Raw genomic sequence first — 26,532 nt, 5'->3', positions numbered from 1 at the left:
GGCCTCGCGCTTGCTCTGGCCGGGGGCATGTCCTGGCGCTCCGGCTTGCTGCTCTGCGGTGGTGTGCTGCTGGCGCTGCCCGCGCGCGCGGCCTCGGAGCGGGGCGTGGACCTCACCCTGGCGCCTGTCGGGGGCTTCGTGCTGCGTGGGCCCTCGCGGACCCAGGTCTCGGGGCTCAGCGCGGGGCTGGGCTGGGCCTACCGCAAGTCCGGCTCGATGCTGGAGATGGGAGGGCATGTGTCCTCCTGCCGACTGCTCACCGAGGCCACGCCCCTGCCCCTGCGCTGGGCGCCGCTGGGGGATGCGCCGATTCGCCCCTACCTGGGGCTGGGGGCGACCCTGCTGGTCGCGCACGCCCGGTCCGAGTCAGCGGCCCCCCGCGTGCTCCAGATGGGGGCCGAGCTGAGCGCGGGCGTGGGCCTGGAACTGGGCGGGCAACTCTTCCTGTCCGCCGAGGCGCGCTACCAGAACGTGTCCGCGCGCGGAGAGCCGTTCTCAGGGGAACGTCAGGTGTTGGGCTCCCTGTACCTGGGTCTGGGCCTTCACTTGTAGTGTGCGAGACCTGTCGCTACAGCGTGGCTTCGACCTGTTGGAAGAAAATTTGACCGTCCTCTTGCGTCCTCTACAATCCTCGACGGTTGCGGCTCGGACGCATCCGACATGCTCGGGTGTTCAGGCGCGAACAAGCAAGGGAGCGGAGATGGAGCGCAAGGTCGGAAGTAGCACGGTGACGGCCAAGGAGGTCAAGGCAGCGCTGGAGAAGTCGACCACGCTGACGGCCGAGGAGGAGAAGGCCCTGCGCATGCGGCATGGCGCTGGTGCCTCCAGCACCCGCGCGCCGCTCCCGCGCGCTGCGGGCAACAACGAGGAGTTGGCGGACGAGCTGCTCGTCATCGAGATGCAGCTCATGAAGGCGATGCGCGCGCGCGCCGCTCAGGCTCGCGCCACCGCCCCCAAGGCGACGGTGGCCGCGCCCAAGGCTGCCGCGAACCCCACCAAGGACAAGATTGTCCGCGCGCTGCGCGGCAAGAAGAAGTAGTCCCCGGGGGCTCGACCCCCTACCGGTTGAGGATGGCCACGAGGCGTGCTCCCGCCTCGGGCAGGGCCATCGGCGTGCCCGAGAGCTCCGTGGCCAGGCTGTCTGCATCGGTCTGGCCACCGCGCTTGAACAACCCCTGGAGCCAGCTTCGTGCCGAGGGGTTGCGCCAGAAGTCGTCGTCGAAGCGCTCGGTCAGTGAGGCGGTGAGCCGGGTCTCCAGAGCCCAGGCCCGCAGGTAGCGCGCGACGTAGAGCTGCGGATCCACGTCATGCAGGAAGAAGCCACGGTGCGCCTCGGCGAAGAGCGCGCGGCGTTGTCCGACCACGTACTCATCCGCGAGGTCGGGTGAGGGGCCTCGCGTGGCGAGTGACAGCTCGTAGCCGAGCTTCGCGCAATGCCGGCGCAGGACGGCCAGCGCCTGGAACGCCGCCATCCTCGCGGCGTCCTGCGCGGTGGAGGACGGCAGGCCCAGGTAGCGCTTGAGCCAGCCGGGGGACAGCAGCAGTCGCTCGAAGGTCGTCGCGTAGGCCTCGGTGATGGAGGCATCCCCCAGCCGGCGCAGCTCCACGGACGCGTCCGCGTCCACGTGGGCCAGGTGCTGCGCGTGTCCCATCTCGTGCAGGAGGCTGCCCAGGGGCTCCATTCCGCCCTGGCGCTGGAGCACCAGCCGAAGCTCGCTCGGGACGCGCACCGCGACGACGAAGGGGCGGGACGCCTTGCCCGGACGCTCCTCGTCGTCGATGAGGATGCGGCCCTCGGCGCTGGGGTGGAAGCCCCAGTCCCCGAGCCAGCGCGTCACGGCGGGGAAGGTGTCCTCGCGGCGGAAGTAGGGGTCCATCCACGGGACGCGCATCGTGGCCTGGACGTCGTGGCGGCGCGCATCCCCGCCGGGCAGGGCGCGCAGGTTGGGCTCCAGCTTCCGCAGCGCGTAGCCGAGCACGTCGCGATACGCGTCCTCGGTGCGGCGGAGCGTCTCCTCGGCGGCCTCCGCCAGCTTGGTCGTATCGATGCCGGTGACGTCCTGGCGCAGGGCGAGGTAGTTCCGCGCACCCAGTCGCTCCGCCACGCGGAGGGCGGCTTCGTGGCGGTCCCCGTAGCGGCCTCGGTTCTCCCAGAGGAAGTGCCCGGCGGCGCGCTCCATCAGGCCGCGGCGGACGCGGTCGGACTCGCGCGGAATCTGGGACAGGATGTCCCCGAGCCCGAGCGTCTGGTCATCCACCGGGATGGCCGAGCGGGCCTCCAGTGAAGCGATGGCCTCGCGGGGGCGCGCGGCGAGACCTTCTTCGACCTGGGTGGCGATGAGCTCTCGCAGCAGCTCGACGCGGCGGATGGCGAGCGCATCGTCGCGGGTCTTTGCCTTGGCGAGCGCCTCGGAGGCGGCGGCGAACGTGTCGGGGGCGGAGAGTTCGGGGAAGGCGGCGTACAGGCGCGCGACGGGGAGGTCCGCGGCGAGTCCCGCGCCGTGCCGGTACTGGAGGGTGGCGAGCTCGACGAGAAACTCGTCCAGCCGCGTACGCACGGAATGCAGGGGACGGTCCATGGGGGGGCGCAAGGTAACAGGAACCCCGAGGCGTGGCAGTCCTCCGGACATAGAGTGCGCCGCATGCGTTTCATGCCCGATGGGATGGCTTCTTCACCCGCGCTCGTCACGGATGCGCGCCCGTTCGCCCGCTCGCCGAGCTGTGGGGTTCGGCGCTGCGGCCATCCGGGACGTGGAGGTCGCGCGTGAAGCGGCGGACGTTCAAGGTCGAGCAGGCGGGGCTCGCGGTGGGGGCCGCCATCGCCTCCGAGTTGGGGGTGTCCCCCGAGGAGGCGCGGCGACTCGTCGAGGTGGGAGCGGTGTACGTGGTCGGCAAGCGGGCACGTGACCCGGGGACTCGGCTGAGCGTGGGGCAGGTGGTGACGGTGGTGCTGGAGGAGGCGGGCACGAGCTCCCTCGCGGCGCCCGCGCCCGCTCCGGAGTTGCGGGTGTTGTTCGAGGACGCGGAGGTCATCGCGGTGGACAAGCCCGCGGGCATCAATGCGCAGCCCTCGGAAGGGCGGGTCGGGGAGAGCCTCGTGGACCGGGTGAGCACGTACCTCGGGAGTGAGGCGGGGCTGGTGCACCGGCTCGACCGCGAGACGTCCGGGGTGACGGTGTTTGGCAAGACGGCGCGGGCGACCTCGGCGTTGGCTGCGGAGTTCCGCGAGGGTCAGGCGCGCAAGCGGTACGTGGCGGCGACTGGCCCGGGCCTCCCCGCGCGCGGCACGGTAGACCTGCCCCTCTCGAAGGATCCCTCGCGCCCCGGTCGTTGGCGGGCGACGCGCTCGGCCAATGGCGTGCCAGCCGAGACGGACTTCCAGACGCTCCATGCGGGGCCGGAGTTCTGTCTCGTGGAGCTGTGGCCGCGCACGGGACGCACGCATCAGCTCCGGGCCCACCTCACGGCGCTGGGCGCTCCGATTCTGGGGGACGCCCGGTACGGTGGGGCGAAACAGGCGGCGGGCGTCGCGGCGCCTCGGTGCCTGCTGCACGCTCAGGCCCTGCAACTGCGCCATCCTCGGACGGGGGAGGTGTGGCTCGTGGAGTCGCCCGTGCCCGAGGACCTGCGGCGCTTCTTCTCCGCGGCGCAGGTCGATCCTCCGAGCGGCCCGGTGGTCCCTGTTCAGGGACCGGCCTCGGGCGGCACGTGACGCCTTGGGCGATCGCGACTCACTGACGGGTTGCGGGGGGCGGAAGTCGCTCGGCTGTCAATGGACGTGAGCGAGGGACAGGGGCTTGATGAGAGCCCCACCGGGCCGTGCATCGTGTGTAGACTGCCGCACCCATGGGTGGCGGGAGAAACGGCAATGGCACTGGCATGCCGGAGTCTGCGGCTGCAGAGCAGCCAGCACTCCGAGCCGGCGCATTCGCAGGAGGCTCCGCGCGCGAGGTAGACGCCGCGGTGGTCCGGTTGTGCAATGACGCCGCGAGCCTGCTCCGAGAAGGGCATGCCGCGCGGGCCTTTGGGGAACTCGCGCGGGCCAGCCGCACCCTGCCGATGACCCCGCGCCTGGCCGCCGCGCTCGTGCGTTTCTCGCTGCGGGCGGGGACCGAGGCCGCCGCCATCACCCTGCTGGATACCGCGGCGCGCACGGGAAGCGATGCCGTGCGGCAGGAGGCTCGGCGACAGCTCGCGCGCGTGCTGCGTCGGGTGGACCAGCCGTCGCGAGCGGTGTCCGCGCTCGAGGCTCTGCTCTCCGAGGCGCCCGAAGATGACCGGGCTCGCTTCGTCCTGATGACCGTGCGCGAGCGCATGGAGGGGACATCGCAGAGGGTGTCGCGCAAGGCGCGGCTCGGCGAGGGGAACTTGGACGAAGGAGAGTCCGCGGTTTCCTCGCCGGACGCCTCGCCCGCGGAGGCAGGCACGCCGAGCGCGATGCCTCCCCGTGAAGGACTGGAGCCGATCATCCTCAACGCGGAGGAGTTCGCGCTGCGTCGAGAGCGCGAGAGCAGCTCCGAGCCTTCAGGTGTCGATGCCCTGGCTCAAGAGCCGCGTGAGGGCAGGGCGCTGGTGTTGCCGTTGTCCCTGGGCGAGCCCGATGCACCGCAATCGGCAGCCGGCGAGGACGCAACCCGCGAGAGCGCGGATCCGAACGCGTCGACAGTCGCAACCGCCCCCCAACGGGAAGTTGGACTCCAAGCGCGCGATGCTTCCGAACCGAGCGCGACCGTCGTGATGCCCGCCGTGGGCTTTGAGCCCGCAGCGGCGGCTTCACGCCAAGAGGATCTGTCTGGCGAGGTCACGCCGAGGTCCTCCACGAATGAGCTGGCCGCAGGGGAGTTGGAGGCGCACGAGTCGCGCTTGGACTCAGCTTCCGAGTTCTCGAAGGCGACCGCGTCGCAAGAATCGTCGGCTGCTCCGCGAGCGGATGTCTCCTCCGCGCTTTCGGCGCCAGCAGCCACACTGCAACCGAACGGACCATCAGAGCCCGCGCAGGCGATGCTGGCTGATGGCGTTGGCGCGTCGTCCCTTTTGCAGCCGGAGTCCGCTGACGAACTTGCTGCGGGCGCTCCTGCGCAGACCGCGCATGTGGACGGTGCCGCATCGTTCTCTTCGATTCCGGAGTCCACTGCGTCGCGTGTGACGCCCCTCGCAAGTTCGTCGTCTGCATCCGCTGCTCGCGCTGCGCCCCGTCCTGCTGCTCCGTTGGACTCACGTCCGACGATCATGATGCAGGCGGTGAGCTTCGACGCGTTGGAGGCCGCGAAGGCTCGCCCGTCTCCTTCGCAGGACAAGGCTCCGAGCCCTGAGTCCACGACTTCGGCGACTTGGGACCGTGCTCGCGCTGAAACGGTCGAGGTGCCGCTGGTCGGCCTTCCGCTGGAGGCGACCAAGGTCGATGCGCCGAAGTTCCCATGGGAAGACGACGGGCCAGGAAAGGCCGCGCCTGCATCCAGCCGCGAGCGTCCCCCCCAAGGGCTGAGTTCGGCCTCTCCAGTGGGGCCTCGGCGCTCGGACACAGTGCTTGTTCCCGTGGTCGGCGGCGACATCGCTGCAGCTGAATCTGGGGCGAAGCGCGCAGAGGATGTTCCGGCGAGCAGCATGCGCCCCGTCGCGAAGCGCACGGAGGATGCCGGGAGTCCAAGTGCCTCCCCGAAGCGCGCGGAGGACGTGGGTGGCTCGGGCGCTTCGCCGAAGCGCTCGGACACGGTGTTGGTGCCGGCGCTCGGTGCGGAGGTCCCAGTCAGCGGCGCGGGCGCTTCGCCGAAGCGCTCGGACACGGTGCTGGTGCCCGCGCTGAACGTCGAGTCGCTCTTGGGCTCGGCCACGGCTGGACCGAAGCGCACGGATACGGTCCAGGTACCGGCGCTCGGTGATGCCGCGGTGTCGGCGGGCACGGCATCGAACAAGTCGAAGCGTTCCGATGCGGTGCGGGTCCCCGCGCCTGTCCGTGGCGCGCCACCCGAAGACGAGCTTCCGACCGCGGAGTCCGTTCCCCCTCTGCCCGTGGATGAAGCTGCCTCCGTCGCGCGAAGCTCCGGGAGTGCCCCTCCGCGAGGTGAGCCCGGCCGCGAGCGGCCACCCTCCATCTCGGGAACTCGCCCGAGCGATGGCAAGAGCAGCAGCGATTCATCCGAGGCCAGCAACGTGGCGCGCCCCGCGTCCGCGACCGCATCGGAGGATTCGGCGGAGCTGGCCCGCTCACAGCGCATGGAGGCCCAGCTCATCGCCAAGCGCTCCTGGCGCGAGCTGGCGCAGCTCTACCTCAAGCGCGCGGAGTTCACGAAAGAGCCCCAGGCTCGGGCCGAGGTGCTCACTCGCCTCGCGGAGGTGATGGAGACCGAGCTGAAGGATCCGGTTGGCGCGGCCCGCGTCTACCGGGAGATCGTCGAGCTGACCGGCGATCGCGATGCGCTCCGTGAGCAGGTGCGGTTGCTGACCCAGCGTGGCGACGCCAGTGTCGTGCGGCGCGCGCTGGATGAAGCCATCCTGAATGCGCGAACGCCGCGGGCTCGCGCGAGCGCGCTCCTGACGCGAGGCGAGCGGTGGCTGCACCTTGCGGAGTTGGGAAAGGCGCGCCGGGACTTCCATGCGGCCGAGGCGATTGCGCCGGGCGTGTTGCCGGTGCTCGCGGGGCTCGTGCGTTGCGTCGCGGACTCGGAGCGCCCCACCGTCGCGGAGCGGCTGAAGCAGGCCTGCATCGCCGCGCCTCGTCGGACGGTGGACCGACTCGATGCGCTCAAGGTGCTCGCGAGCACGGCCGAGAACGTGCTCGGAGACCTTCGGCTCGCGCAGTGGGCCTGGGCGGAGGCGCTCTCGGAGAGCCCTGAGAGCGAACAGGCCCGGGAGCGTCTGGTCGTTCTCGCACGTCGCCTGGGTGACCTGGCTTCCTTGGGCCATCTGCTGCGTGCGCAGCTCACGCGTGATCCCCGAGGGCCCGCCGCGCGCGAGGCTCGCCTGGAGCTGGTGTCCACCCTGGAGTCGGCAGGGGACTCGGAGGGTGCGCTCACGGAGCTGCGTCAGGCCGTGCGCTTCGAGCCTGGACACAAGGACGCCTGGCTGATGCTCTCGGATCGCCTCAGTGCTCGCGGCCAGTTGGGCGAGGCCGCGTGGGCGCTCGAGAACGCCGCGACCGCGATGGAGGACGAAGAGGAGCGCGAGCGAGCATGGCAGCGGCTCGCGGTCTTCTGCCGCGAGGTCCTCCGCAATCCCGAGCGTGCCGAGCAGTACGCGCGTCGGGCTGAGAACATGCGACTCGCGCGCGAGGCGAGCGCGCCGCCGCCTCCCGAGCCCCCGCGAAGTGCGATTCCGAAGCGCGAGCCCAGCGGCCCGCGCTCGGTCTTGGTGGCGCCTCCCGCGACGGTGAGTCTCACGCCCGCGGGCAGCACGGACCTGTCCGAGGAGACGACGTCCAACACGGACTTCGAACTGGAAGGCGTGCCCGGAGGCGCGAACATCCGAGGGCCGTCATCCGACAACGCGTCGGCGGCGAAGCGCCCTGTGCGAAGTGCGCCCTCCGCGCCCAAGGATGCCCCCGCGTCCAAGGTCGAGAAGGACATGGCCGCGCCCAAGCAGGCCAAGGGGGCCGAGGACTCGAATCCACCCAAGCCCGCGGCGAAGCCCGTCGCGCCGGCTGAGTCCGCTGCATCCAAGAGCGCGTCTGCGCCGAAGTCCGCAGCCGTGGAGCCCGCCGCATCCAAGGGCGCGCCCGCATCGAAGCCCGCCGCGCCGGCTGAGCCCGCCGCATCCAAGAGCGCGCCCGCATCGAAGCCCGCCGCGCCGGCTGAGCCCGCCGCATCCAAGAGCGCGCCCGCATCGAAGCCCGCCGCGCCGGCTGAGCCCGCCGCATCCAAGAGCGCGCCCGCATCGAAGCCCGCCGCGCCGGCTGAGCCCGCCGCATCCAAGAGCGCGCCCGCATCGAAGCCCGCCGCGCCGGCTGAGCCCGCCGCATCCAAGAGCGCGCCCGCATCGAAGCCCGCCGCGCCGGCTGAGCCCGCCGCATCCAAGAGCGCGCCCGCATCGAAGCCCGCCGCGCCGGCTGAGCCCGCCGCATCCAAGAGCGCGCCCGCATCGAAGCCCGCCGCGCCGGCTGAGCCCGCCGCATCCAAGAGCGCGCCCGCATCGAAGCCCGCCGCGCCGGCTGAGCCCGCCGCATCCAAGAGCGCGCCCGCATCGAAGCCCGCCGCGCCGGCTGAGCCCGCCGCATCCAAGAGCGCGCCCGCATCGAAGCCCGCCGCGCCGGCTGAGCCCGCCGCATCCAAGAGCGCGCCCGCATCGAAGCCCGCCGCGCCGGCTGAGCCCGCCGCATCCAAGAGCGCGCCCGCATCGAAGCCCGCCGCGCCGGCTGAGCCCGCCGCATCCAAGAGCGCGCCCGCATCGAAGCCCGCCGCGCCGGCTGAGCCCGCCGCATCCAAGAGCGCGCCCGCATCGAAGCCCGCCGCGCCGGCTGAGCCCGCCGCATCCAAGGGCGCGCCCGCGTCGAAGTCCGCGGCTCCGGACTCCGCCGCGCCCAAGTCCGCGAAGGGCGCGGACGCGGCATCCTCCAGCGCGAAGGGCATGAAGGATGCCCCCGCCGCGCCGAAGGCCGCGCCCGCTGAGCCACCGGCCGCGCAGAATCGTGGGGCGAAGTCGCGCTCGCTCATCGACGATGGCGAGGACCTGCGCCCGGACGCCATCAACGCCACGCAGGTCATTGGTTGGGAGGCGCCTCCCGGCCGGATGGATCCAGTTCGTCGGCTCCACCGACCGCGCTCGGAGGGCACGGTCTCCGGTCCCGCGCCCAGCCGTCCCCCCGAGCCCGTCGCGAAGCCTCTCGTGGGTGCGGCTGAGACACGGGAGGCCGTCTCCATCGTCGAGCCCGAGCCGGCCACCGCGGAGCCCGCGGTCTTCCGCCTCGTGCGAGAGCAACCGCTCGACCCGAAGCCATACCGCGGCCTCGTCGAGCACTTCGAGTCCCGAGGCGATGTCGCCCGCGCCGCGCTCATGCAAGAGACCGCGGACGCGCTCGAAGGCAAGGAGATGCCCGCGCCTCGCGGCCTGCGCGCGCCGCTCTCCGCCGATGAGCGGGCAGGGCTCAGGCACCCGGGTCTGCGCACACCGTCCGGCGAATTGCTCGCATGCGCGGGCCTCGCCCTGTGCCGCCTGTTCCCCACGCAGGGCCGCACAGCCGGCGTCACCGAGCCCCTGCGCTCGGCTTCAGGCCCCGGCGCGCCCGCCATCCTCGACACGCTCCACACCGTCGCGCGGATGATGGATGTGCCCCTCCCTGAGCTGGTGCTCGCGGAGGACGATGGGCCGCCCTTCACCGTGGTCTACACGACCGCTCCGCGACTCGTGGTGGGCCGAGAGGGCGTGCGTCAAGCCATGCCCGTGGCCGAGCTGCGTTTCCACGCGGGCCGCGCGCTGTTCTCCCTGTCACCGGATCTCCTCGCGCTGCGCACGCTCAAGGAGATGCAGTTGCTGCGCGCCCTGGCCCTGCTGTCCTCCGTGCTCAAGGATCCACGCGCCACCAGTGATGAGGCCCGCATCGTGCGCGAGGCCCTGTCGCCCCGCGCGCTGGAGCGAGCCGCCGCGCTCATGGACGCCGGCACGCGCGACTTCAAGGCCTCCACGTTGATGGATGCCGCGCGCGACTCCGTGAATCGCGCGGGGCTCGTGGCGTGTGGTGGCGTGGGGCCCGCGCTCGCCGCGCTGCGCGCCCGTCGCGTCCGAGAGCCCGAGCTCACCGAGCTGCTGCGCTTCGCTGCCTCCGAGCGCTACCTCGCGCTGCGCTCCGCTCCCGAGCGTTCCGGGCGCTGAGCGACCTCACCCTCCGCCGCCACCCACGTTGAGGCGGAAGGTGAGGATGAGCAGGCGCCCCTTCGCGCCGCCGAACTCGTGCTGGTAGCCCAGGTCGATGCCACCGCCGCCCGGCGACATGAAGCCCAGGCCCAGGCCCAGCTTCGAGGAGCGGCTGAAGCCGTCGTATGTGTAGCCCACGCGCAGCGGAACCACCTGGTCGAGCACGTACTCCAGACCGCCGTTGTACGTGAACACGGACGACTCTCGCGTCGTGAAGTCACCGCGCACGTCGAACGCCGCGGTGACGGTGCCGGCCAGGATGCCCAGGTGCCCGGAGTAGTAGCGCGTCAGCTCGGCGTTGTGCGTGTCGATGAGGTTGTGCGCGGAGAAGCCCACCACGATGGCCTCGCTCAATCGCAAGAGCGCGCCCACGTCCAACGTGGTGGAGTTGGCGTAACGGTCCTGTCCCGACAACCGCAGGTAGCGGCCAATCACGCCCACCATCACGCCCTGGGTCAACGGCACCGCGGCACCCAGCGAACTCAAGTGCGCGCTGGCCCGGCTCCCCGCGCCGCGCAGGCTCACCCAGTGATAGTCCACGCCGAGCGCCAACTTGCTGGTGCTCGAGTCCATCAACCCGATGCCAAGGTATCCGTCCTTGGTGTGGGTATCCCATGAACCAGTCGCCTCGACCCGGTAGGCCGGGAACAAGGCCATGGCGGCGGGGTTGCCCTGGAGTGCTTCCGTACCCTGGCCCAATGCGCGGTAGGCATTGCCCATGCCCACTGCGCGGGCGCTTGAGATGGTTCGCAGCTCCTCGGCGGGCTCGGCGGCGAACGCCGCGGGACAGACAGACAACACACTGAGCAGGGCGAGGACGGCGGAACGGAGCGACATGGCTGGATGACTCTATCCGGCTTGCTGGGGTGCAACGCCATCAATAGATTCCCTGACCCATGTCCTCCACTCCATCGAAGGCAGCGCCGCTGATCCGCAAGTGCGTCATTCCCGCCGCCGGTCTGGGCACCCGTTTCCTTCCGGCGACGAAGGCGGTCCCGAAGGAGATGCTGCCCATCGTGGACACACCCACTCTCCAGTACATCGTGGAAGAGGCGGTGTCCGCGGGCATCGAGGACGTCATCCTCATCAATGGCCGCGGCAAGGGCGCCATCGAGGACCACTTCGACATCGGCTTCGAGATTGAGACCACGCTGCGCGCGCGCGGCAAGACGAGCGAGGCCGACAAGCTGCGCGCCATCGCGGACATGGTGCGCGTCGTCAGCATCCGCCAGAAGGAGCCCAAGGGCCTCGGACACGCGGTGCTCTGCGCCAAGAGCGCGGTGGGCAACGAGCCCTTCGGCGTGCTGCTCGGCGACGACATGATTGACGCCGAGGAGCCGGGCATCCGCCAGCTCGCGCGCGTCTACCGCCAGTACAACCAGGCCGTCATCGCGCTCATGGAAGTGCCGGACGACGAGACGCACATGTACGGCATCGCCGCGGGCACGGACCTGGGCAACGGCGTCATCCGCATCGAGCGCGTGGTGGAGAAGCCCAAGAAGGGCACCGCGCCGTCGAACCTCGCCGTCATCGGCCGCTACGTGCTGCCGCCCGACATCTTCCCCATCCTGGAGCAGCAGACCCCCGGTGTGGGTGGTGAAATCCAGCTCACCGATGGTCTGGCCACCCTCCAGAAGTCCCACGGCCTGCTTGGCTACAAGTTCCAGGGACAGCGCTATGACGCGGGGGACAAGGTGGGCTACTTGAAGGCGAACATTGCCTACGGCCTCAAGCGCCCCGAGCTGCGAGAAGGGCTGCTCGCGTACCTGCGAGAGGTCGTCAAGACGGAGAAGTCGTGAAGCGTTCGTTGGCCCTGCTGGGCATCCTGGTCTCGCTCGCCGCCGGCGCCTATGTGCTGCCCGGTGGCTCCATCCTTCGCCGTACCGTGGCCGCGCGCGCGGAGAAGAACCTGTCTGCCTTTCGCGTGGAAGGCTCGCTCATCTTCTCCGGCCCGGCGGTGAAGGAGGCGGGCTCGGCCCTGGGCGCCCCCACGGAGCGTCCCGAGCTGCAGGGTGATGGCGTCCTGTTCGTGAAGATGCCAGGGCGCTGCCGCTTCGAGGCCACCACGCCCGATGGCGGTGGCAAGGCGGCCGCGGTGCTCGCCAACGGCCGCAAGCGCGCCGAGGGCCCCGAGGTCCCCGCCATGACGGCGCTCGTCGCGCAGGTGTGCGGCGTGCTCGCCACGGACATGGGCTCCGCGCAGGAGTCCCGCGAGGCGCTGGAGCAGCACCTGGCCAGCCTCGGCGTGGACACCAAGCGCACCTCGCTGGCGCGCTTCGGCGGCGAGGTCGCCTACGTGCTCGGCGATCCCGACGAGGGACGGCCTCAGTTCTGGGTGTACAAGGACACCTTCCGCGCGGCGCGCGTGCGCTACCGCGACGCGGCGGGCAACGCCTGGGACGTGCGCTTCGTGGACTACACGTCGCCGGCCACCGGGGACTGGATGCCTCGCACCATCGAGGTATGGAAGGGCACCCAGCGCGCGCTGCGCTTCACCGCGCTCAAGGGTGAGTCGCGCGCCACCGTGGCGGACAAGCTCTTCACGCCGTAGCGGCGCGAAGGGGTTGCGGAGCGAGGGGCTCGCGGGAAACCATCCGAGCGCATCCGGTCGGGCAGGGCCCGGCCGTTGCTCGGAGGTTCCCGCACATGAAGGTCTACGGTCATCCAGCGAGCACGTGTACCCGAGCGGTCCTGACGGTCCTGGCGGAGAAGGGGCACGAGGCCGAGTTCGTGCTCATCGACCTCTCCAAGGGCGAGCAGAAGCTGCCCGCGCACGTGGCACGCCAGCCCTTTGGCGTGGTGCCGGTGCTGGAGACGGATGACGGCTTCCAGATGTACGAGTCGCGCGCCATCGTCCGCTTCCTGGATCGCACCCTGCCGGGCGTGGCGCTGACGCCGGCGGACCCCAAGGCCTACGCGCGCATGGAGCAGTTCATCAGCGTGGAGCACTGTTACTTCAGCCCCGCCGCGATGAAGATCATCTACGAACGGCTGCTCAAGCCCATGCGGGGCCTGCCCATGGATGAGGCCAACGTGCAGGCTGGACGCGAGGCGCTGCGCCGGCCGTTCGAGGTCGTTGACGCCGTGCTGGCCCAGCAGCAGTTCCTCGCGGGAGATGCGTTCTCGCTCGCGGAGGTCTGTTGGGCGCCCTACATGGAGTACCTGTTCGCGGTGGGCCAGGCGGAGCTCGTCGCGCAGTACCCGAGCCTCAACGCGTGGTGGAACCGCGTGAGCACGCGCCCGTCATGGAAGCGCGTCACGGGCCGCTGATCCACACCACGGCTTCGGGCAGTTCGCGGGGCTCCTCCGCGCCTTCGGGCGTCGAGGGGCCCCGTTGCGTAGGCGACCCTTGAGAGAGGGCATGTCAGAGGGGGCGGGCACAGTGGGCCCTGGGTGATGGGGGAGGGGCTGGGGCCACGCGTGCCGAGGGTGCCATGGAGCAGCAGCACTTCGAGCTGAAGCCGCCGGATTTCCGCGACGACCTGTCTGCCACTCCGGGTTCGATGCCCCTGCGTACCTTGCGTGCGAACCTCCGCCGGGAACTTCCGGGCGCGGCACGTACCGCTACAGTGCGGCCCGTCGTGAGTCCCACCCCCGCACTTCTTGCGTCCGTCGCCGTCGGTCGCCCCGTTCGCGGGGAGTTCACCTACCTTGTCCCGGAGGCGCTCGCGGGCAACCTGGCTCCAGGCCAGCGCGTGCTGGTGCCCTTCGGGCGAGGCATGGCGCTCGGCTTCTACCTGGGGCCCGCGACACCGCCCGTGGAGGGGGGCGTTCGGCTCAAGGCCATCCAGCGCGTGCTGGATGACTCGCCGTCGCTGCCCAAGGACCTCATCTCGCTCCTGCGCTTCGCGGCCGAGCACTATCGCTATCCGTTGGGCGAGGCCATCCGCGGCGCGCTGCCGCCGGGCCTCTCCACCGCCGTGGACGAGAAGGCGGCGAAGGCGGACGTGCAGCACTTCGCGGTGGCGCTCGTCACGGAAGCGCCTCGCCAGCTCTCGCGAGCGCCGGCCCAGTCCGCGGCCATGGCGTACCTGCTCGCGGTGGGCGGTCGCGCGCCGCTGGAAGAAGTGGCGCACGCCATCCCCGGTGCACGCGAGACGCTGAAGAAGCTGGCGGAGAAGGGGCTCGTGCGGATGGAGGAGGTGGAGCTGAAGCCCGGCGTGCGCGAGGGGCTCCAGCAGGGTCGCCCCGCGCAGCTCACGCCCGAGCAGGACGTGGCGGTGCGCGAACTCCAGGGCGCCGTCGACGCGGCCGGCTTCCAGCCGTATCTCCTTCACGGTGTCACCGGCAGCGGCAAGACCGAGGTGTACCTGCGCGCGGTGGAGCATGCCCTGTCGCGAGGGCGGGGCAGCCTGGTGTTGGTGCCGGAGATCGCCCTCACGCCGCAGCTCGTGGGGCGCTTCCGCAGCCGCTTCGGTGGGGACGTGGCGGTGTTGCACTCGGGGCTGAAGGACCGCGAGCGGCTCTTCCATTGGCAGGCGCTGCGCAAGGGCACGGTGAAGATCGCCGTGGGCGTGCGCTCGGCGGTGTTCGCTCCAGTGGAGAATCTGGGGCTCATCGTGGTGGACGAGGAGCACGACCCTTCGTTCAAGCAGGACGAGAAGCTGCGCTATCAGGCGCGCGACCTCGCGGTGGTGCGCGGGAAGCAGGCGGGCGCGGTGGTGGTGCTGGGCTCGGCCACGCCCGCGTTGGAGACGCTGCACAACGCGCGCAGCGGTCGCTACAAGTTGCTGGAGCTGAAGCGCCGCGTGGATGACCGCCCCATGCCCACCATCGAGATGGTGGATCTGCGCGTGGAGCGCCCGCGCGATGGCGTGGTGACGGAGGAGGCGCCCATCCTCAGTCCTCCGCTGCTCCAGGCCATGGAGGAGACGGTGGCCAAGGGCCAGCAGGTCATCCTCTTCCTCAACCGCCGCGGGCACAGCACCATCCTGCTGTGCGAGGTGTGCGGCCTGTCACTCAAGTGCCAGGACTGCGACGTGTGCCTCACGCACCATCGCTCGCAGAACCGCGTGGTGTGTCACTACTGCGGCGTGGCGTTCCCGGTGCCGGACCGCTGCCGTGAGTGCACGGGACCCATGTTGAAGCTGGGCATCGGCACCGAGCGCGTGGAGGCGGAGGTCGCCGAGCGACTGCCGCAGGCTCGGGTGGCGCGGTTGGATCGCGACTCGGCCACCAGCGCCGAGAAGCTGACGGAGCTGTTGGCCTCGTTCGCGCGTCGGGAAATCGACATCCTGGTGGGCACGCAGATGGTGGCCAAGGGACACGACTTCCCGGGCGTGACGCTGGTGTGCGTGGTGATGGCGGACACGTCGTTGGCCATCCCGGACTTCCGCGCCTCGGAGCGGACCTTCCACTTGCTCACCCAGGTGGCGGGCCGAGCCGGGCGCGGCAAGGACCCCGGCCGCGTGCTGGTGCAGACGTACAACCCGGAGGCCGAGCCGGTGAAGCGCGTGCTCGCCCACGACTTCGACGGATTCGCGCACCAGGAATTGGAGTGGCGCAAGGCCCTGGCCTACCCTCCGTACGCGCGCATGGCCTCGGTGCGGCTGGAAGGGGAGCATCCCGAGCAGACCGCCAGCGTCGCGCGCTATCTGGGCAACCTCGTGGGACGGCACATGCCGCCGGCCTCGGCGGGGGTGCGACTGCTGGGGCCCGCGCTGGCGCCCATCGCCCGCATCCGGGGCAAGACGCGCTGGCAGCTCCTGGTCAAAGGGCCGACCCATGCCTCGCTCGCCCCGCTGCTCGCCCGGCTGGAGGCGGCGCTCGCCGAGGTTCCTTCCGGAGTGAAGGTCGTCCTCGACGTGGATCCAGGGGCCATGCTGTAGACTTGGCGCCCCCCCATGGGCGCCTCGGTCCTTCTCGTACACGACGACATCGCCACCATCGCCGCGGTGCGGCGCCTGCTCTCGCGCGAAGGACACGAGGTCATCCTCGCGACCTCCGCCGCGGACGCGCTCATCGCCTTCGGTCACCACCTGCCCGAGCTCATCGTGCTCGCGCCGGGAGTGGAGAGCGGCCGAGGCCGCGTCGTGTTGGAGGAGTTGGTGCAGCACCCGGAGGGGCACCGGGCTCGCGTGCTGCTCCTGTCTGAGTCCATCGAGGGCTTCAGCGCTCCGGTGGCGCCGCTCCCGTTGGATGGGCCGAGCTTCGTGGCGCTGGTGGACTCGCTGATCCACTCGCCGGCGGAGGCGGATGGGTGGCGGGTGATGGAGAGCCGCACGCTCGCGCCTCCGGTGGATGGGAGTGAGGCGGGCGCGTCGGCAGAAGAGACGTGGCACGCCACCGCGCCGCGAGTCGTGGGTGGCGATCCCGCGCTGGCCAACGCGCTCTTTGGAGATCTGGCGCCGCTGTCCCAGACGGACTGGGAGCTGGCGGCGATGACGGATGAGGAGCGCAACGCGCTGGAGCAGAACCAGCAGCGTGAGCAGCAGACCGCGCTCGCGATGGACGCCGCCTTCGAGCAGACGCATCAGGAGGTCGAGGCGGAGGCGATGGCCTCCATCGACTCGGTGTTGGCGGGAAGTGGTACGGCCGGGAGCGCGGGAGAGTGGGCCGAGTCGGCGATGGTCGACGGGACACCGACGGAGTGGGAGGGCTCCGCGGAGTCCGAAGGCGCCAGCGCGGAGCCGGATTGGGGCGACGCCGCGACAGCCACGGGCGTGGAGGCGGACTGGGGCGCTGCTGCAACAGACGCGAGCGCGACGGACCCTGAAGGTGCGAGCGCACAGTCGGACGCGAGTGCGACGGCGTCCGAGGGTGCGAGCGCGGAGACAGACTGGAGCGCGACGGCGCCTGCAGATTCGAGTGCGGAGACGGACTGGAGTGCAACGGCACCCGAAGGAGCGAGCGCGGAGTCGGACGGGTCCGGTGTGACGTCCGAAGGCGTGAGCGCCCAGGCGGACTGGAGCGCTGAGTCACCCGAGAGCGCGAGTCCCCAACCATCCGAGGCCGGCGAGAGCCCCACGGATGCCGATCCCAGCGCGAGCTGGTTCATCGACAACGACGGTGCCGAGCACGACGAGGCTTCGTCGCTCCAGTCCATGTGGACTGGTGAGGCCGCACACGTCCCCGCGATGGCCTCCGAGAGCGCCGCGGCGACAGAGTCCGTGCCACTTCCGGGGCGGCTCGCGTTTCGCGAGGAGCACCTGCGGCCTCCCGGATTGCGCCCCGCGAAGCCCGCGCCCAAGCTGGGGGACGAAGGCTTCTTCGAGGTCGATGCTCCGGAGGCCGCAGGGGCGGCGGATCCGCTCGCAGCCGCGGAAGCCGAACTCCGAAGGTTGCGGGGGGCGGCGGATGGAGGCACTTGGACCGAGCTGCCGCCCGATCCCGAGCTGGACTCGGCGACTGACGGAACCGGCACGAACTGGGACGAACTGGAAGAGCAGCTTCGAGCGAGCCCTGCATCCGAGCCCTCCGCGCAAGAGGACGCAGACCCTCAAGAGACGCACTCGAACTGGGACGAGTTGGAGTCACAGCTCCGCGCCGAAGCCGCCGAGCGAGATGGCGCCAGCTCCCAACCAGACGCGCCAGTCGCAGGGCCGGCTCCCACATCGTCCGAGCAGGACGATGCCGAGGGCTCGGAGTCAGCCCGCTCGAACTGGGACGAGTTGGAAGCACAGCTTCGCGCCGAGGCCGCCGAGCGCCTCGATGCGTCAGGTGGGGAGGGCACGGAGGAGATGTCCCAGTCGAACTGGGACGAACTCGACGCGCAGCTCCAGGCCGAGGCACGCGCGCGTGCCACCGAGGACACCGAATCGCCCAGCGTGGGCAATGTGCTGGCACCCGCGAGAGGCTCACCCTCGGTGGGCTCTGATTGGTTCGACACCGAGACAGATCCCGCGACGAGCACACCACCACCGACCGCGGTGGCCCCGTTGTCGGAGACCGATTTCTCGGGCCTGAGCGAAGAGGGCAGTGGGATGGGTGTCTCGGCCCCGACCGAGCGCTTCGCGATGCCCGCGCCGAGCGAGGAAGAGCCCGCGCAAGAGGCAGTGCCTCCGGAGCTCGCGGACCAAGAGGCCGTCGAGCACCAGTTCGAGGAAGCGCATCAGCGGGTGCGTCATGTCCTCGCGGAGCTGGAGCGCGAACGGAGTCAGCGGACCCACTTCGAGCAAGCCTTCCACGAGGAGGCCGCACGAGCCGAGGCCGCGCTCGCGCAGGCCGATGCGGCGCGGAGCGAGGCCGAAGCCGCGGTGGCACTCATCGCGCGGATCCAGGCTGGAGCCCAGCAGTCCCAAGCCCAGGTCGCCGAACTCCAGGCGCTGCTCGATGCCGCGACCGCGCGCGCCACGGAGGCCAGTGCGGCGCTGGACCTCGCGAGAACGCAGGCCGAGCAAGCTGAGACCGAGACCAACCTCGCGAAGGCCCGTGTCGCGGAGGAACGAGCACGCGCGGAGGCCGAGCACGCGCGCGCCGAGTCTCTCGTGGGCGCAAGCGCGCGCGAGGCCGCGCTCACGGCGGACCTCCAGACGCTGCGAGAGCTGTCTGCGCACCAGTCCGAGACCCTCGAAGCCCGCGAGGCGGAGCTGGCTCGGCTGACGAGCGACTCCGCGCAGCGGATCGCCGAACTCGAAGCGCAGCTCTCGCAGTTGAACGACGCGCTGGAGCGCGAGTCCACGCTGCGGGCTGACACCCAGGCCCGCTCAACGGAACAGACCACAGCGCTGCAAGCACAGCTCGACAAGGCGCGTGCGCGCATCGAGGCGGAGTCGACGGCCCGCGCCGCGGTGGACGCGGAAGCCAAGGCCGCGCTCGCACGAGTCGAGCGCCGTGAGCAGGACGTCACCGCGCTTCAGTCGCGACTCGCGGAGCTTGAGCGAGCCCTCGCGGAGCAGACCCGGACGCGAGCCACCGCCGAGGCGCGTGCCGAGTCGGAGTTCCACGCGCACGAGGACCTGGAGACACGGCTGCGTGAGTCGCAGGCGGAGCGAGAGCTGCTGACCGCGCGAATCCTAGAGACGGAGGCGCGAGCAGAAGCCGAGGCGCGAGGCCGCGCGTCGCTCGCGGAAAAACTCACGAGAGAGCACCAGGCGCGCCTCGAGGCTGAGTCCCGAGGGGCGGAGACGCTCAAGGCCCTGAAGGAACTCGAGTCCCGGCTCGCGTCTGAGTCCGGTGGTCGAGTGGACGCGGAAGCGCGGGTCGCGGCGGAGGGCAAGGCCCATCGCGAAGCCGAGGCCCGCGCGGAGGTGACTCGGCTGGAGCTCGATGCCGCCGAGGCTCGGCTGACGCAAGAGATGGCCGAGCATGAACAGGCCCGCGCCGCCGCCGAAGCGCTGCTCGCCCAAGCGCGGGCCGCCCATGAACAGGCGCAAGCCGCCGCCGAAGCGCGGCTGACACGCGAGGTCGCGGCGCACGCGGAGACACGCGCCGCCGCCGAGAGCCGGGTCGCCAGCGAAGTTGAAGCCCGCGAGGAGGCCCAGTCTCAGGTCGCGGCGGGAGAGCGTGCCCGAGCGGCGGCCGAACTCCGCGCGGAGCAGGCGATGCAGGCCCGCGCCGAGATGGAGTCGCGCGCGGAGGCGGAAATTCGGGCGCGCGAGGCCGCGGAGGCTCGCGCCGAGGCAGAGGCGGAAGCCCGCGCGGAAGCCGAGGCCCGCGCCGAGGCAGAGGCCCGGAGCCGCGCCGAGGCGATGGAGCGAGCAGAGGCGGAGGGGCGCCATCGGACCGCGCTGGAAGTCCGCATGGAGGTCGAGTCGCGAGGACGCGCGGATGCCGAGGCGCGACTCGACGCGGAGTCACGAGCCCGCACAGAAGCGGAGGCCGAGGCACGTCGCCATCACGAGGCGCTGCTCCAGGAGCGCGCCGCCCGAGCGAAGCTGGAGGCCGACGCCATCGAGCAACGTGCCCATGCCGAGCGAGAGCGGCTGGCCCTGGAGGAGCGTGCGCATCGCGATGCCGAGGAGGCCGCGGCCCAGGCTCGCGCGTCCTTGTTCCCGTTGGAGGCCCCGGGCCGCCCGGAGCTCGCGGTGGCGCGCAGTGGCAGCGTGACGCAAGAGGGCCTGTCCCGGCTGCTGTTGCGCTTGTGCGATGCGCGCATGGAAGTGCGGCTGGAGCTGAAGGTCGTCAACGCCCTGCGCATTCTCTGGCTGCGAGATGGAACCCTGGTCGGCGCGGCCTCGTCCGCAGCGGGAGAGTCCCTCATCGACCGAGCGCGCGCGGATGGCCTCATCGACGCGCGACAGGAAGCCGAGCTGCGGCTCGTGCGCAGCGCCACCACGGGCGCGCTGTTGGAGGCACTGCGCGGACGCGGCTATCTGCGCGAGACCGAGGCCGTGCCGCTCGTGCAGCGCTACACCGAGCAGGTCTTCCTGGACGCGCTGGCCGAGCCCTCCACGCTCTATCGCCTCGTCCAGGAGCCGGCGCCTCACGAGGTGGCCCTGGCCGCCGCCACGCGCCCACCGCTGCATCTGTTGACGGAGGCTCTGCGCAACACCCTCACCTCCGAGTCCCTGCTGGAGACAGCGGGCTCACTGCGAGCCCGCGTGACGCGAGGAGATGCCCACGTCGCACCCAGCGAGTTCGGCTTCCCATCGCGCGAACTCCACCTGTTGGAAGGGGTGGATGGTGAGCGCACGCTCGAAGCGCTCCTGCTGAGCGCGGGGATGCCGCAGGACGTCACGCTGAAGGCGCTCTCGGTGGCGCGCACCTTGGGCCTCGTCGCGTTGCAGCCCGACACGTTGGACGGCGCGGGGGATCATCCGCCGGAACTCGACGTGCGGCGTCTCGAAGCGAAGTTCGAAGAAGTGCAGGACGCGGACTACTTCACCGTGCTGGGGCTCGCGCGTTCGGCGGGGGGCGAGGAGGTCAAGCGCGCCTACGAGCTGTTGTCCGCCGAGTTCCACCCGCTGCGTTTCGCCGGCCACCCGGATGCCGCCCTCCAGCATCGGGCGCAGCAGGTCCGTGTCATCCTCTCCGAGGCGGCTCGAGCCCTGGGCGATGACCGGCTGCGCGCGGAGTATGCGAGGAACCTCCTCGACTGACGGAGGGTGGACGGCCCCGCGCCTGGAAGGGGACGGAGCGGGCGCCGATGGTTGCCCGTCCCGCGCGGCGGAGTTAAGACGGCGGCCATGGTCCGAGACATCCTCATCTGGCCTGACCCCATCCTGAAGCAGAAGGCCAAGCCCGTGGCGAAGGTGGACGACTCCGTCCGCGCCCTGGTGAAGGACATGTTCGAGACGATGTATGCCGCCGACGGCGTGGGCCTCGCCGCCCCGCAGGTGGGCGTGCTCCAGCGCATCGTCGTCATCGACGCCTCGCCCCGCCAGCCGGAGTCCAAGCCCCTCGCGATGATCAACCCGCGCATCATCGCGACCGAGGGCGAGACCACGTACACCGAGGGCTGTCTGTCCATCCCAGGCGAGGCCGAGGACGTGGACCGCGCCGCCATCGTCACCGTCACCTTCCTCGACGCGGAAGGCCAGGAGCAGACGCTCCAGTGCGATGGGCTGCTCGCCATCGCGGTGCAGCACGAGACGGACCACCTGGATGGCACCGTCTACGTGGACCACCTCTCCACGCTGAAGCGGGAGATCATCCGCAGGAAGATGAAGCGGCTCAAGACTTCGCGCGCGGAGGACGCCGCGTCGTCGGCTTAGCTTTCGGGGCGGGCTCGGCCTTCGCGGTGCTCACGCCGCGCTTCGGGCACAGGTCCGCCACCGGGCAATGCTCGCAATCGGGTGAGCGCGCGAAGCAGGTGCGCCGCCCGTGCCACACCAGCAGCTGGTGCCCGAGCGTCCACCGTTCACGAGGCACGAGGGCCTGCATGTCCGCTTCGACCTGGTCCGGATCCTCGCGGGTCGTGAAGCCGAGCCGGTAGGCGAGCCGCTTCACATGCGTGTCCACCGGGAAGGCCAGGTCTCCGCCCAGGTGGATGCACACGACGCCCGCCGTCTTCCGCCCCACGCCCGGCAGCTTCTCCAGCACCTCGCGCACGAGCGGCACCTGTCCGCCGTGCTCCTCCACCAGCACGCGGGCCGCGGCGACGATGTTCTTCGCCTTGGCGCGATACAGCCCGCACGTGCGGATGAAGGGCTCCACGTCCGAGGGCTCCGCGCGCGCGTAGGCGGCGGCGTCCGGGAATCGCTGGAAGAGCGCGGGCGTAACCATGTTCACGCGCTTGTCCGTGCACTGGGCGGAAAGAACCACGGCGACCAGGAGTTCCAGAGGGGTGCGGTAGTCCAACTCGATGCGGGCGTCCGGCATGGCCGCCTCCAGCCTGTCCAGGACCGTCACCGCACGCTGCCGCTTCTCCGCCGCCGTTTCTCGCCGAGCCACGCCGCCGTTGTATGTCACCCCTGCTGCGCGCCCAAGCCCTGGACGCAGCCCCTGGAGAACCATGAAGCCCATCGACTTCCGCTCCGACACCGTCACGAAGCCCACCCCCGCCATGCGTCGCCTCATCGCCGAAGCGGACGTGGGCGATGACGTCTATGGCGAGGACCCGACCGTGAACCGGCTGGAGGAGCGCGTGGCCGAGCGCCTGGGGCTGGAGGCGGCGGTCTTCGTCCCTTCGGGCACGCAGGCGAATCAGATCGCCATCGGCGCGCACTGCCGCGCGGGCGATGAGGTGCTCACCGAGGCGGGCAGCCACATCATCCAGTACGAAGGCGGCGCCGTTCCGGCCCTGTGGGGCGTGCAGCCCGGGCCCATCCCGGGAGAGCGCGGCCTCCTGTCGCCCGAGCAAGTGAAGGCGGCGGTCCACGAGGACAACATCCACAACCCGCGCACGCGCCTGCTCTCGCTGGAGAACACGCACAACCGAGGCGGCGGCACGGTGTGGCCCGTGGAGCGCTTCCGCGCGGTGGTGCAGGCGGGCCGAGCCGCAGGCCTCGCGGTGCACCTGGATGGCGCGCGGCTGTTCAACGCGGAGGTGGCGCTGGGCGTGCCTGCCTCGGCCTGGGCGAAGCTCACGGACACGACGTCGGTGTGCTTCTCCAAGGGCCTCGGGGCGCCGGTGGGCTCCGCGCTCGCGGGCCGGGCGGACGTCATTCGCGAGGCGCGGCGGCTGCGCAAGCGCTTGGGCGGTGGCATGCGGCAGGCGGGCATCCTGGCGGCCGCTGCCCTCTACGCCCTGGAGAACCACGTCGCGCGGCTCGCGGAGGACCACGCGAACGCGCGCCGATTGGCGGAGGGGCTCGCGAGGATTCCCGGGGTGCGCGTGGACCTGACGCTCGTGGAGACCAACATGGTCTTCGCCGAGTTCTCGAAGCCCGCGTCCGAGATGGCTCGCGTGCTCGCCGCGCGCGGGGTGCTCGCCAACGGGATGGGGGCGAGCGCGGTGCGCTTCGTCTGCCACCTGGATGTGTCCGGGGCGGACATCGACGACGCGGTGGCGCGCGTGCGAAGCGCGGTGGAGGACGGTGCACTCCGGCCGTAAACGTGAGTGCCCGCGACGGCATGGTAGGCTTCTGCCGTCGTGCGCCGACCTGCCGTCCTCTCCCTGATGCTCCTCTCCGCGTGCGCCACGCCGCGCGCCGAGAAGATGAGCTTCGACGAGCTGTATGCCACCGCGCGTGGCCGGCCCGATGACGCGACGGCCATGCCCGAGGCTCGGGAGCGAACGAACGCGCTGTCCGGAAGCGGGCGTTCCCTCCTCCTCGCGCCCGAGCCCGCGCTGGAGCTTCAGCGCACGCTGACGGACTTCGCCGAGCAGGCGAAGGCGCTCCGCAAGCAGGTGAAGCGGGGGAGCGCGATGCCCGCGGACGAGGCCCGGAACTGGGAGCGGATGAACGCCGCGCTGGACGCGTTCCTCGCGCGTCCGGTGGAGCGCACGGACTCACGAGACGTCGCGCGAGCGCGCAGCGTGCTGGAGGCCGAGCTGGAGCAGGACGCGCGGCTGTACGGCGACATGTCCTCGGCCCTGGCGGAAGGGGTCGTGCTGCGCGTGGGAGGGCTCGCGGTGCGCATGGCCGAGCTGCGGCGCCTGGAGCACCCGCCCGAGCCCGTGGGAGGCCCGCCCACGCTCGTCTGGCCCGTGGAGCCGGTGACGGTCACCAGCCTCTACGGAGAGCGCTGGCACCCCATCATCAACGAGCGTCGGCGCCACCTGGGCGTGGACCTGGCCGCGCGGCCGGGACAGGCCATCTACACCGCGGCCAAGGGTGTGGTGCTGCGCGCGGGCTGGAACGGCGACCACGGCTTGCAGGTGGAGGTGCAGCACGCGGGGCCGTGGGTGACGCGCTACAGCCACATGTCCCAGGTGCTGGTGCAGCCCGGCGAGGTCGTCGAGCGAGGGGACGCGCTCGGCCTCGCGGGGGACACCGGGCTGGCCACGGGAGTGCACTTGCACTTCGAGCTGTGGCACGGCGGCGAGTCCATGGATCCGCTGGACGCGCTGGGGACTCCGGATGCGGCGGGCTCGGAGCCCGTGGCGCATGGTGGAAGTGCGTGGCCCGCAACGCATCAGGGGCGCCACCCGACGACCTCGGGTCAGCGCCCCTGATGAGCACATCCGCCACACGCACGGCCGCTTCTTAGAGCGAGTTCTTCAGTTCCTTCGCCGGCCGGAAGCCGATGGTCTTCGACGCCTTGAGCTTCATCATCTCATTCGTCTGCGGGTTGCGGATCTTCCGGGCCTTGCGAGAGCGCATGGACCAGGTGCCGAACCCGGGGTAGCTGAAGCGCGAGTCCTTCTTCACCGCCTTGCCGATATTGGTGAAGACGATGTCGAGAATCTCGGCTGCCGACTTCTTGGTCAGCCGCGTCTGCGCTGCCACCACCTCCACGAGCTCTGCCTTGGTCATTACGCCCCTCCGTCTGTGCGTTGTCTGGCGTTGAACGAGCGGAAAGCGGAGGTAACAAATCGCGCTTTCGACTGTCAATGCAGCAGGCGCTCCCGAGCCGGAAAATCGGCCTCTGGACGAAAATTTGGCCGCTTGAAACACAAAGCGTAGACAGGAGTCTGATCGCATCTTTTGACACACCGGCGCACCCCGGACTGGCTGGAAATGGTTTGGGAATGATCGCGTTGGGATGAATGTCTTTGGAAAATCGATCACTTGGCGGGTGGGTCTGATCGCGTGGGTGGACGCCCCGTCGGGTAGACTGCGGCCCCATGTCCCGGTGGTTCTTCGTTTACGTGCCCCTCGTGCTGACGGCCTGCCGAGGGCCGGTGTCCGCGAGCCCGGGCCCGCTGGCGGAGGTTGGCGAGCGAGGGGCGGTGTGGGTGGACGTGGCGGGGCGGGAATCCGGCGACGGCTCGCGGGAGCACCCCCTGCGCTCGCTGGCCGAGGCCCTGGCGCGGCCGGGCCGTCCCCGGGTGCACCTGGCGCCGGGGCGGTACGTCGGCCCGTTCCGGGTGCCTGACGGGGCGCGGCTCATCGGCGCGGGCCAGGACACGGTGGTGTGGGCCGAAGCCGGAGCCGAGGCGGTGCTCCGCCTGGAGGGACGCGCCGAGCTATCGGGCCTGGCGTTCCAAGGTGGACAGTGGGGACTCGTCCTGGACACGGACTCCGAGGTGCGACTGAAGGGAGCGCGCTTCAGCGGCCAGTCGAACGGGGCGATCCACCTGACGGCAGGAACGCTGTGGGTGGAACGGAGCCACTTCGAGGCCCAAGGGGCGCAGTCCACCGGGCCGCACGCCGAGGCCCAGGTGAGGGACCCTCGAGGAACGAGCGCCGTGGGGATTCACGTCGAGGCCCGGGAGGGCTCCCGAAGTGAACCTCGATTGGACGTGCGAGAGACGGAGTTCGTGGGGCCCTATCGGCGCGCGGTGCGAGTGCGAGGTGGAGGCCGAGCGAGACTGCAGGACGTTCACTTCGACGGAACCCAGACTGCGGTAGGGCAGGACGGCGGGTGGGTCGAGTTGGTGAACGCAGTGGCGGAGGGAGGGCGCGGCCCAGCGTTCAGCGTCGTCGAAGGGAGCATGTCGCTCAGTCGGGTTCGAGTGCTCGGACATGAATACGGCCTCACGTCGATGCACGCGAAGGTCGCGGTGCGAGACTTCACTTCGGTGCGAGCGGAGCGCGCCGGCCTCGGCGTGTCCGGGTCGGACGTCCTGATGGAAGGCGTGGTGGTCCAGGCGAGTGGGACCCTGGGGGGCGTGCAGCTCACGGACTCGAAGGTGACGATTCGTGGGCTGCGGGTGGACGGTGCCGCGGAATACGGGCTCGTGGCGGTGCGAGGCTCGCTGCGACTTCGGGATGGCGCTGTGACGCGAGTCCGCTCGGCGACTGGAGACACGGGAGAAGGGCTGCACCTGCGAGAGGTGGCCGCGGACGTCGCGGGGCTCGAAGTGCGCGATGTGGAGGGAGCGTGCGTGTGGGCGGCGCAGGCCGCGCGGGTGTTGCTCCGTGACGCCGCGCTTCGAGGGTGCACGCAGGCGGGGCTCAGCGTGGACACCGAGGCTCACCTGGAGGCGAATGGAATTTCAGTGAGCGGAAAGGGACACGCGCTGGCGGCCATGAACGGGGGCGTGTTGTCGGTCGATGGGCTGCGAGTGGAGGAGCCCACGGAGCCCTTCCTCTGGGCGGAGTGCGAGAGCGGAACGAAGGTGATCCTCGGTCGGGTCCGCGCGCCGAATCTGGAGAAGACGCAGGTCCTGTGCCTGGAAACGCGACCCAGCGAGCCGACCACGAGTCCTCGACCCTGAACGGAACAGTCCCGTTCGCTCAGGCCCACTCGAACAGGGCACACGGAGCGCCATGCCCCTGTGCACTCATTCGCTCTCCTCCACACAGAGGATGCGTCAAG

The 26,532-nt window shown here is 70.9% G+C and carries 17 protein-coding genes and 1 pseudogene; 14 read left to right on the top strand and 4 right to left on the bottom strand.

The features are described 5' to 3' along the window. Window positions 1-27: 27 nt before the first annotated feature. Together JGU66_09540 and JGU66_09535 are read left to right on the top strand one after the other, a co-directional pair. Window positions 28-552, top strand: coding sequence for a hypothetical protein (locus tag JGU66_09540; GenBank protein ID MBJ6761006.1), 525 nt, complete (start codon window positions 28-30; stop codon window positions 550-552). Window positions 553-700: 148 nt separating this feature from the next. Continuing rightward, window positions 701-1,039: a hypothetical protein gene (locus JGU66_09535; GenBank protein MBJ6761005.1), complete on the top strand. Its 339-nt coding sequence runs from the start codon at window positions 701-703 to the stop codon at window positions 1,037-1,039. Window positions 1,040-1,058: 19 nt separating this feature from the next. Here JGU66_09535 and JGU66_09530 read toward each other — a convergent pair whose 3' ends face one another. Beyond that, window positions 1,059-2,579 (bottom strand): peptidase M3, encoded by a 1,521-nt coding sequence (locus tag JGU66_09530; protein MBJ6761004.1) that lies wholly within the window; start codon window positions 2,577-2,579, stop codon window positions 1,059-1,061. Window positions 2,580-2,764: 185 nt separating this feature from the next. Between JGU66_09530 and JGU66_09525 the strand changes: the two genes are divergently transcribed. The 3 genes and pseudogenes from JGU66_09525 to JGU66_09515 all read left to right on the top strand — a co-directional run bounded on the left by JGU66_09525 (window position 2,765) and on the right by JGU66_09515 (window position 9,801). Further along, entirely contained in the window at window positions 2,765-3,712 is a 948-nt protein-coding gene (locus JGU66_09525) for an RluA family pseudouridine synthase (GenBank protein ID MBJ6761003.1), read from the top strand. Between the two features lie 134 nt (window positions 3,713-3,846). Then, a pseudogene (locus JGU66_09520) lies at window positions 3,847-4,314 on the top strand (tetratricopeptide repeat protein). 1,290 nt (window positions 4,315-5,604) lie between these two features. Further along, a complete protein-coding gene (locus JGU66_09515) occupies window positions 5,605-9,801 on the top strand; it encodes a tetratricopeptide repeat protein (protein ID MBJ6761002.1) in 4,197 nt (1,398 codons plus the stop codon). A gap of 6 nt (window positions 9,802-9,807) precedes the next feature. Here the strand turns inward: JGU66_09515 and JGU66_09510 are convergent, their stop codons facing one another. Beyond that, window positions 9,808-10,653, bottom strand: a complete 846-nt coding sequence (locus tag JGU66_09510) for a hypothetical protein (GenBank protein ID MBJ6761001.1) — start codon at window positions 10,651-10,653, stop codon at window positions 9,808-9,810. Window positions 10,654-10,739: 86 nt separating this feature from the next. Between JGU66_09510 and galU the strand changes: the two genes are divergently transcribed. The 6 genes from galU to JGU66_09480 all read left to right on the top strand — a co-directional run bounded on the left by galU (window position 10,740) and on the right by JGU66_09480 (window position 21,437). Then, the gene (galU, locus tag JGU66_09505; protein ID MBJ6761000.1) at window positions 10,740-11,642 is read left to right on the top strand and encodes a UTP--glucose-1-phosphate uridylyltransferase GalU; all 903 of its coding nucleotides are present in this window, start codon (window positions 10,740-10,742) and stop codon (window positions 11,640-11,642) included. After that, window positions 11,639-12,394, top strand: coding sequence for a hypothetical protein (locus tag JGU66_09500; GenBank protein ID MBJ6760999.1), 756 nt, complete (start codon window positions 11,639-11,641; stop codon window positions 12,392-12,394). The genes galU and JGU66_09500 overlap by 4 nt, the downstream gene beginning before the upstream one ends. A 95-nt stretch (window positions 12,395-12,489) precedes the next feature. Further along, window positions 12,490-13,113 carry a glutathione S-transferase N-terminal domain-containing protein gene (locus tag JGU66_09495; protein ID MBJ6760998.1) on the top strand — a complete coding sequence of 208 codons (624 nt, stop codon included), beginning with the start codon at window positions 12,490-12,492 and terminating at the stop codon, window positions 13,111-13,113. Window positions 13,114-13,277: 164 nt separating this feature from the next. After that, entirely contained in the window at window positions 13,278-15,671 is a 2,394-nt protein-coding gene (gene priA / locus JGU66_09490) for a primosomal protein N' (GenBank protein ID MBJ6760997.1), read from the top strand. Between the two features lie 15 nt (window positions 15,672-15,686). Further along, the gene (locus tag JGU66_09485) at window positions 15,687-20,822 is read left to right on the top strand and encodes a response regulator receiver protein (GenBank protein MBJ6760996.1); all 5,136 of its coding nucleotides are present in this window, start codon (window positions 15,687-15,689) and stop codon (window positions 20,820-20,822) included. A gap of 87 nt (window positions 20,823-20,909) precedes the next feature. Continuing rightward, the gene (locus JGU66_09480) at window positions 20,910-21,437 is read left to right on the top strand and encodes a peptide deformylase (protein ID MBJ6760995.1); all 528 of its coding nucleotides are present in this window, start codon (window positions 20,910-20,912) and stop codon (window positions 21,435-21,437) included. Here the strand turns inward: JGU66_09480 and nth are convergent. Next, entirely contained in the window at window positions 21,397-22,179 is a 783-nt protein-coding gene (gene nth, locus JGU66_09475; GenBank protein ID MBJ6760994.1) for an endonuclease III, read from the bottom strand. The two genes, JGU66_09480 and nth, sit on opposite strands and share 41 nt — an antisense overlap. Between nth and ltaE the strand changes: the two genes are divergently transcribed. Continuing rightward, complete coding sequence (gene ltaE / locus JGU66_09470; GenBank protein MBJ6760993.1) at window positions 22,178-23,218, top strand: low-specificity L-threonine aldolase; 1,041 nt, start codon at window positions 22,178-22,180, stop codon at window positions 23,216-23,218. The genes nth and ltaE overlap by 2 nt on opposite strands. Before the next feature lie 39 nt (window positions 23,219-23,257). Then, complete coding sequence (locus JGU66_09465) at window positions 23,258-24,283, top strand: M23 family metallopeptidase (protein ID MBJ6760992.1); 1,026 nt, start codon at window positions 23,258-23,260, stop codon at window positions 24,281-24,283. A gap of 31 nt (window positions 24,284-24,314) precedes the next feature. Here the strand turns inward: JGU66_09465 and JGU66_09460 are convergent, their stop codons facing one another. Further along, entirely contained in the window at window positions 24,315-24,584 is a 270-nt protein-coding gene (locus JGU66_09460; protein MBJ6760991.1) for an HU family DNA-binding protein, read from the bottom strand. Between the two features lie 311 nt (window positions 24,585-24,895). On the opposite strand from JGU66_09460, the gene JGU66_09455 reads away from it, so the two are divergent. Next, window positions 24,896-26,431 carry a hypothetical protein gene (locus JGU66_09455; GenBank protein ID MBJ6760990.1) on the top strand — a complete coding sequence of 512 codons (1,536 nt, stop codon included), beginning with the start codon at window positions 24,896-24,898 and terminating at the stop codon, window positions 26,429-26,431. Window positions 26,432-26,532: the final 101 nt, after the last annotated feature.

It is taken from the genome of Myxococcaceae bacterium JPH2, assembly GCA_016458225.1.
GTDB lineage: Bacteria > Myxococcota > Myxococcia > Myxococcales > Myxococcaceae > Citreicoccus.
This window is presented reverse-complemented; position numbering and strand designations above follow the sequence as displayed.